The 7,479-nt window shown below is 69.8% G+C and carries 8 protein-coding genes; 5 read left to right on the top strand and 3 right to left on the bottom strand.

Annotated elements, in window-relative coordinates:
• The 5 genes from manD to ABDW35_RS27705 form a co-directional block, all read left to right on the top strand.
• The coding region (gene manD / locus ABDW35_RS27725; RefSeq protein ID WP_343717090.1) for a D-mannonate dehydratase ManD at nucleotides 1–1,160 on the top strand (1,160 nt) is incomplete at its 5' end.
• Between the two features lie 195 nt (nucleotides 1,161–1,355).
• Entirely contained in the window at nucleotides 1,356–2,687 is a 1,332-nt protein-coding gene (locus ABDW35_RS27720) for an MFS transporter (RefSeq protein ID WP_343717089.1), read from the top strand.
• Nucleotides 2,688–2,697: 10 nt separating this feature from the next.
• Nucleotides 2,698–3,735 carry an L-idonate 5-dehydrogenase gene (locus tag ABDW35_RS27715; RefSeq protein WP_343717088.1) on the top strand — a complete coding sequence of 346 codons (1,038 nt, stop codon included), beginning with the start codon at nucleotides 2,698–2,700 and terminating at the stop codon, nucleotides 3,733–3,735.
• A 43-nt stretch (nucleotides 3,736–3,778) separates the two neighbouring features.
• A complete protein-coding gene (locus tag ABDW35_RS27710; RefSeq protein ID WP_343717087.1) occupies nucleotides 3,779–5,065 on the top strand; it encodes an MFS transporter in 1,287 nt (428 codons plus the stop codon).
• Between the two features lie 64 nt (nucleotides 5,066–5,129).
• Nucleotides 5,130–6,293, top strand: coding sequence for a cytochrome P450 (locus tag ABDW35_RS27705; RefSeq protein WP_343717086.1), 1,164 nt, complete (start codon nucleotides 5,130–5,132; stop codon nucleotides 6,291–6,293).
• 1 nt (nucleotide 6,294) lies between these two features.
• Here the strand turns inward: ABDW35_RS27705 and ABDW35_RS27700 are convergent, their stop codons facing one another.
• From ABDW35_RS27700 to ABDW35_RS27690, 3 genes are all read right to left on the bottom strand, one after another.
• Entirely contained in the window at nucleotides 6,295–6,609 is a 315-nt protein-coding gene (locus tag ABDW35_RS27700) for a type II toxin-antitoxin system RelE/ParE family toxin (protein WP_343717085.1), read from the bottom strand.
• Nucleotides 6,610–6,855, bottom strand: a complete 246-nt coding sequence (locus tag ABDW35_RS27695) for a type II toxin-antitoxin system ParD family antitoxin (protein ID WP_343717084.1) — start codon at nucleotides 6,853–6,855, stop codon at nucleotides 6,610–6,612.
• A 64-nt stretch (nucleotides 6,856–6,919) separates the two neighbouring features.
• A partial coding sequence (locus ABDW35_RS27690; protein WP_343717083.1) for a LysR substrate-binding domain-containing protein occupies nucleotides 6,920–7,479 on the bottom strand: 560 nt, incomplete at its 5' end.

Here is a 7,479-nt window from a genome sequence, read left to right as displayed (position 1 = left end):
TCGTCACGCTGAAGCTGGTCACCGATGACGGCGTGCACGGCATCGGCGATGCCACGCTGAATGGGCGCGAGCTGGCGGTGGCCAGCTATCTCCGCGACCATGTCTGTCCCCTCCTGGTCGGGCGCGCCCCGCACCGGATCGAGGACATCTGGCAGTATCTCTACAAGGGTGCCTATTGGCGCCGCGGCCCGGTGACGATGAGCGCGATCGCCGCCGTCGACATGGCGCTGTGGGACATCAAGGCCAAGGTCGCCGGCCTGCCGCTATATCAGCTGCTGGGCGGCGCCTCGCGCGACGGCGTGATGGTCTACAGCCATGCCACCGGCCGCGACATCCCGGAGACACTGGACCGCTACGCCGCCTATCAGGAGAAGGGCTACAAGGCCATCCGCGTGCAATGCGGCGTGCCCGGCATGGCGTCCGTCTACGGCGTAGCCAAGGGCGGCGATTCCTATGAGCCGGCGACCAAGGGCTGGCCCGAGGAGCAGGGCTGGTCGACCGAGAAATACCTCAACTACGTGCCCAAGCTGTTCGAGGCGGTGCGCGCGAAATACGGCTTCGACGGCCACCTGCTGCACGACGTGCACCACCGGCTGACCCCGATCGAGGCGGCGCGGCTGGGCAAGGCGGTCGAGCCCTATGCCCTGTTCTGGATGGAGGACCCGGTCCCGGCCGAGAACCAGGAGGCGTTCCGGCTGATCCGCCAGCACACCACCACGCCGATCGCGGTCGGCGAGGTGTTCAACAGCATCTGGGACTGCAAGCTGCTGATCGAGGAGCAGCTGATCGACTATATCCGCGCGACGCTGACCCATGCCGGCGGCATCACACATCTGCGCCGGATCGCCGATTTCGCCGCCCTGCACCATGTCCGCACCGGCTGCCACGGCCCGTCCGACCTGTCGCCGGTGTGCATGGGCGCGGCCCTGCATTTCGACCTGTGGGTGCCGAATTTCGGCGTCCAGGAATACATGGGCTATCCGGAGCCGGCGCTGGAGGTGTTCCCGCATGCCTGGACATTCACGGACGGATACATGCATCCGGGCGAGACCCCCGGCCACGGCGTCGATATCGACGAAACGCTGGCCGCCCGCTTCCCCTACGACCCGGCCTACCTGCCGGTGGCCCGGCTCGAGGACGGCACCCTGACCAGCTGGTGATGCGGATTTTTGCTCATCCCTCCTCGTCATCGCGAGGACCCCAGCCTTGAGCCGGGGGACGCGGCTATCCATAGGCCAGTGCCGCTGGATCGCCACGCCCCTGCGGGGCTCGTGATGACGGTGACGGGATGAGGTTCGAGCGTAGTCGATAGCCGGAATGGAAGAGGCCGCGGGACGGCCCCAAGGGAGGACAGGATGGAAGGACAGCAGAGCACCACGACGCCCGCGATGATGCGGCGGATCGCGATCGCGTCCTGCATCGGCACCACGGTCGAGTGGTACGACTTCTTCATCTACGCCACCGCCTCGGCTCTCGTGTTCAACAAGCTGTTCTTCCCGACCAGCGACCCTCTGGTGGGGTCGCTGGTCGCGCTCGGCACCTATGCCGCCGGCTTCTTCGCCCGGCCGGTCGGCGGCCTGCTGTTCGGCGCCATCGGCGACCGCTACGGCCGCAAGCAGGCGCTGGTCATCACCCTGCTGATCGTCGGCATCGCCACCTTCGTCATCGGGCTGATGCCGACCTACAACGAGATCGGCATCTGGGCGCCGCTGGCGCTGCTGTTCATCCGCCTGCTGCACGGCTTCGGCATCGGCGGCGAGCAGGGCAACGCCATCCTGATCATGTGCGAGCATGCGCCGTCGCGCGCCCGCGGCTTCTTCGGCTCCTGGGTGCAGATCGGCGCCCCGGCCGGCTTCGTGCTGCCGCTCGGCATTTTCGCGCTGCTGACCTCGACCCTGTCGGAAGAGGCGTTCCTGAGCTGGGGCTGGCGCATCCCCTTCCTGCTCAGCATCCTCCTGGTCGGCATCGGCCTGTACATCCGGCTGCAGCTGACCGAATCGCCGCTGTTCCTGGAGATGCGCAAGCGCCGGGCCGAGGATTCGCATCCGCTGGTCGAGGTGGTGCGCACTCAGAAGCGAGAGCTGGTGCTGGGCTGCGGCAGCAAGCTGGCCGAGAGCATCGCCTTCACCAGCTTCGCCGTGCTGATCACGGCCTATGCCACCAGCCGCGGCGTCGACCGGCCGACCATGACCACGGCATCGCTGATCGCCATCCTGATCGAGTTGGTGACGCTGCCATTGTTCGGCCTGCTGTCGGACCGGATCGGCCGCAAGCCGGTCTACCTGTTCGGCGCCGCCTGCGTGCTGGTCGCGACCTTCCCGGTCTTCGGCCTGGTCTATGCCCGGATGGACGGCATGATCTGGCTGGGTCTGGTCGCCGCGCTCGCGCTCGGCCACAGCGCCATGTACGGGCCGCAGGCCGCCTTCTATTCCGAGCTGTTCCCGACCAAGGTGCGGGCCAGCGGCGTGTCCTTCGTGCAGCAGATCGGCGCCCTGATCGGGTCGGCCGGCACGCTGGCGGCCGGCTGGCTGCTGGAGATCGGCGACGGCACGCCGTGGTATCTGTGCGCCTATATCGCCCTGGGCTGCGTCATCACCCTGGTCTGCGCCGCGAAGCTGCCGGAGACGGCGCCGCGACTATCCAGCCGCGAAGATCTGATCGGCGCGCCCGCCGCCGCCCATAGCTGAGGAGACCGCCATGTTCGCCGCCGTGCTGCACCAGGCCAAGGATCTGCGGATCGAGGACCGCGAAGCCCCTTCCCTGGCGCCGGGAGAGGTGCTGGTCCGCTTCCGCGCCGGCGGCATCTGCGGCTCCGACCTCGCCTATTACTCCAAGGGCAAGACCGGCGACTTCCATCTGCGCGAGCCGCTGATCCTGGGCCATGAGATGGCCGGCGAGGTGGCCGAGGTGGCGCCCGAAGTCGAGGGCCTGGCGGTCGGCCAGCCGGTCGCGGTCAATCCCAGCCGGTCCTGCGGCCGCTGCGACTACTGCATGGCGGGGCTCGAGAACCAGTGCCTGAACATGCGCTTCCTGGGCAGCGCCTCGATCTTCCCGCACATGCAGGGCGCCTTCCGCGAATACATCGCCGTGCCGGCGCGGCAATGCGTGCCGGTGCCGGAGCATGTCAGCTTCGCCGAGGCGTCGATGGCGGAACCGCTGGCGGTGTCGCTGCACGCCGTCCGCCGCGCCGGGCCGCTCTTGGGCGAGGAGGTGCTGATCGTCGGCTGCGGCCCGATCGGCGCGCTGGTGCTGCTGGTGGCGCGCCAGGCCGGCGCCCGCCGCATCACCGTGGTCGACCTGGCCGAGAAGGCGCGGGCCATGGCGGTGGGCCTGGGCGCCGACGAGGCGGTCGACGGCCGGGACGAGGACCGGATCGCGGCCTGGAGCCGGAACCGCGGCCGCTTCGGCGTGGTGATCGAGGCCTCGGGCGCCCCGGCCGGGCTCGACACCGCCCTGCGCGCCGCCCGCGCCCGCGGCCGTGTCGTCCAGCTCGGCAACATGCCGGCCGGCCAGTCGCCGGTCTCCGCCAATCTCGTCATGTCGAAGGAGCTGGAGTACCGCGGCTCCTTCCGCTTCGCCGAGGAGTACGCGCTGGCGGTGGAGATGATCGCCGGCCGGCGGATCGACCTGGCGCCGCTGATGACCCACCGCTTCCCGGTGCGCGACGCCGACCAGGCCTTCCAGGTCGCCCTCGACCGCAATCAGTCGATGAAGGTCCACCTCCTCGATCTCTGAGCGGCCGTCACGCCGCCACCGCCCCGCACGCGGAAGGAAACCCATGTTCAGAAGCATCCGCTGGCTGATCGTCGGCCTGCTCTTCATCGCCGGCATCATCAACTACCTCGACCGGTCGGCGCTCTCGATCGCCGCCCCGCTGATCCAGCAGGATCTCGGCCTGGATCATGCCCAGATGGGCGTGATCTTCAGCAGCTTCTTCGCCGGCTACGCCATCTTCAACTTCATCGGCGGCTGGCTGTCGGACCGGATCGGGCCGAAGGCGGTGTTCACCGGCGCCATGGGGATGTGGTCGCTGTTCTGCGGCCTGACCGCGGCCGCCACCGGCTTCGTCTCGATGATCGTGCTGCGCGTGCTGTTCGGCGTCGGCGAAGGGCCGCTGAGCTCGACCATGAGCAAGACGGTCAGCAACTGGTTCCCGCGGCGCGAGGCGGCGACGGCGATCGGCATCGTCAATTGCGGCACGCCGCTGGGCGGCGCCGTGGCCGGGCCGATCGTCGGCTACCTGGCGCTGGCCTTCGGCTGGCGGCTGGCCTTCGTCATCATCATGCTGCTGGGCTTCGTCTGGCTGGTGTTCTGGGTGCGGATGTCGGCCGACAAGCCGGCCCAGCACCCGCGCATCACCGACGCCGAGCGCCGGCTGATCGAGGAGGGCCAGACACAGGTCGACACCACGACGCAGCTGCCCGCCCACGGCCTGGGCTTCTATCTGCGGCAGCCGATCGTGCTGGCCACCGCCTTCGCCTTCTTCACCTACAACTACGTGCTGTTCTTCTTCCTGACCTGGTTCCCGAGCTACCTGACCGAGGTGCACAAGCTCAGCATCAAGGATATGAGCTTGGCGACGGTGATCCCCTGGATGCTCGGCTTCGTCGGCCTGGCGCTGGGCGGCTTCCTGTCCGACCGGCTGTTCCGCATGACCGGCCGGGCGCTACTGTCGCGCAAGCTGGTGCTGATCGGCGGGCTGGGCCTCGCCGCGGTCGGCGTCGCCCTGGCCGGCGACGTGGCCGACGTGGTCAGCGCCGTGGCGCTGATGTCGGTGTCGATCTTCGGCCTGTACCTGACCGGCGCGATCTACTGGGCGGTGATCCAGGACGTGGTGCGCGGCGAGAATGTCGGCGGCGTCGGCGGCTTCATCCACTTCCTGGCCAATCTCGCCGGCATCATCGGCCCCTCGGTGACCGGCTTCATCGTCCAGGCCACCGGCGGCGTCTACACCAGCGCCTTCGTCCTGGCCGGCGGGCTGGCCGTGCTGGGTGCCCTGGCCTCGCTGATCTTCATCCGCGAGCCGCGCGGCGCCGGCGGGATCGCCGCGCAAGGGGCCCGGTAAGGTCTCCATCCTTCGACCGGGGCCGAAGCGACTCCGGCCCCTCGGCGGAAGCCGGGCCGCTATCATGGCGGCCACTCCAGCCGAGGGGCCGATCATGCAGCCGCCGAGCGATCCCGTCGCCGCCGTCACCCATCCCGATCCCTATCCCTACTACGCCGCGCTGCTGCAGCGCCCCTTCCACCGCGACGGGGCGCTCGGCCTCTGGGTCGCGGCAAGCGCGGAGGCTGCGACGGCGGTTCTGGCCAGCCCCGCCTGCCGGGTCCGGCCGCCTTCCGAGCCGGTGCCGCCGCCGCTGCGGGGCGGCGCCGTCGGCGACCTGTTCGGCCGGCTGGTGCGGATGACCGACGGCGACGCCCAGGCCCGGGCCAAGCGGGCGGTGGCCGCCGCGCTGGATATCCCGGCGGACACCGTGGCGGCCGAGGCCCGGCGCCGGGCCATGGCGCTGGTCGACGACGGGCTCTCTCTCGACGCGCTGATGCCCGCCCTGCCGATGCATGTGGTCGGCGCGCTGCTCGGCTTCGCCCCGGACCGCCTGTCCGAGGTCGCGGACCGGATGCGCGACATCGTCGCCGCCATCGCCCCCGGCGCCTCGCCCGAGGCGATCGGCGCGGGCCATGAGGCGGCGGCGCGGATGGTCGCTCTGACCGAGGATCTGCTTGAAACCGGTGGGGACGGCTTGGCCCGGTACCTGCGCGACGCGGCGGAGCGGGAGGGCGGCATCGATCCGGCCGTTGTGACCGCCAACGCCGTCGGCTTCCTGTTCCAGGCCCGCGACGCCGGCGCCGGGCTGCTCGGCAACGCCATCGTCACCCTCGGCGCCTGGCCGGAGTTGCGCCGCGCCGCGGCCGCCGACCGCACACTGCTGCCCGGGCTGGTGCAGGAGGTGCTGCGCTGCGACCCGCCGGCCCAGAACACCCGCCGCTTCGTCGCCGAGGACACCGGGATCGCCGGCCAGGCGCTGCGCGCGGGCGACGCCATCCTGGTGGTCTTCGCCGCCGCCAACCGCGACCCGACGCTGAATCGCGATCCCGACCGCTTCGATCCCGCCCGGCCCGAGCGGCGCCTGCTGACCTTCGGTCATGGCCGCCACGCCTGCCCGGGCGAAGAGATCGCCGCCGCCATCGCCGTGGCCGGCCTCGACGCCCTGCTCGACCGGTTTACGGCCTGGCCGGAGCGGCCGGCGGGCTACAAGCCGTCTCCGAACATCCGGATGCCGCGGTTTGCGTGATCTAGGAGCTCGGCTCTTCCAGTACGTGCTGGTCGATGTCCCTATGGCCTTCGAGAACGTTCACCACCTCGAAGACGCCATCCAGGTAGCGGAAGAAAATGACGTAGTTTCCGTATGGGAAGCTGTGGATGTCTGGACGCAGATCCGGCCGGGCGCGACCAAGCATGCCGGGAAGCTCAGCCAGATGGCGGCATTGCCGTCGCAGCCGCGCGACGAACTCCTGCGCAAGCGTGAGACTGCCGCTCTCCCGCGCGATGAAGCTCAGGATATCGAGCAGATCGCGCTGTGCGGCCGGCAGGTATCGGAGGCGCCGCAATCAATACCCCGCCTTGGCCAGCTCCGCCGCCCTCGCCGCCAGAGCTTCGTCCAGCTCGGCGTCGCTGACCTCGCCGCCCTCGGCGATCGAGCGGTCGAGCGTCTCCTTCAGCGCCCGCAGCTTTGCCTCGCGCTCTTCGACCAGCCTCAAGCCTTCACGCACCACCTCGCTCGCCGACCCGTAGCGTCCCCCTTTGACCACGGCTTCGACGAAGCGCTCCCAACGGTCGCCGATCGAAACGTTCATGGCATCATCTCCTACTAGTCGGGCCAGAATAGCATAGCCTGCGCATAAATTGTTATCCCTGCCCCTACCCGAACGCCTCGACCACCGCATCGATGAAGCTGCGCAGCTTCGGCGTCGGGCGGCGGTCGGGGGCGAACAGGATGTGCATCGGCCGCGACGGCGCCTCATAGCCCGGCAGGACCTGCACCAGGCGTCCGGCGGCGATGTCGTCCTGCAGCAGCCCTTCCGGCTGCAGGATGATGCCCAGCCCCTCCAGCGCCGCGCTGCGCAGCGCCTGGCCGCTGTTGACCGAGGCGCGGCCTGCGACAAGGATCGCGTGCTCGCGCCCCTCGGCATCGGTGAACTGCCACAGGTCGCGCGGCTCCCAATGAGCGAAGCCGAGGCATTCATGAGCCGCCAGATCCTCCGGCCGTGCCGGCGTGCCGCGTTCGGCCAGATAGGCGGGCGCGGCGCAGGCGACCAGGCGGTAGGGCCGCAGCCGGCGGGCGATCAGGCTGGAATCGGGCAGCGGTGCGATCCGGATCACCGCCTCGTACCCCTCCTCCACCAGGTCGACGATGCGATCGCTCAACGTCAGCTCGAGGCTGACCTCGGGATGGGCGCGGAGATAGCCCGCCACCATCG

This window comes from Inquilinus sp. (assembly GCF_039594555.1).
GTDB lineage: Bacteria > Pseudomonadota > Alphaproteobacteria > DSM-16000 > Inquilinaceae > Inquilinus.
This window is presented reverse-complemented; position numbering and strand designations above follow the sequence as displayed.

Coding starts and splice junctions, on each gene's coding strand:
- ABDW35_RS27720 (WP_343717089.1), top strand. CDS start 1,356: ATGGAAGGACAGCAGAGCACCACGACGCCCGCGATGATGCGGCGGATC.
- ABDW35_RS27715 (WP_343717088.1), top strand. CDS start 2,698: ATGTTCGCCGCCGTGCTGCACCAGGCCAAGGATCTGCGGATCGAGGAC.
- ABDW35_RS27710 (WP_343717087.1), top strand. CDS start 3,779: ATGTTCAGAAGCATCCGCTGGCTGATCGTCGGCCTGCTCTTCATCGCC.
- ABDW35_RS27705 (WP_343717086.1), top strand. CDS start 5,130: ATGGCGGCCACTCCAGCCGAGGGGCCGATCATGCAGCCGCCGAGCGAT.
- ABDW35_RS27695 (WP_343717084.1), bottom strand. CDS start 6,855: ATGAACGTTTCGATCGGCGACCGTTGGGAGCGCTTCGTCGAAGCCGTG.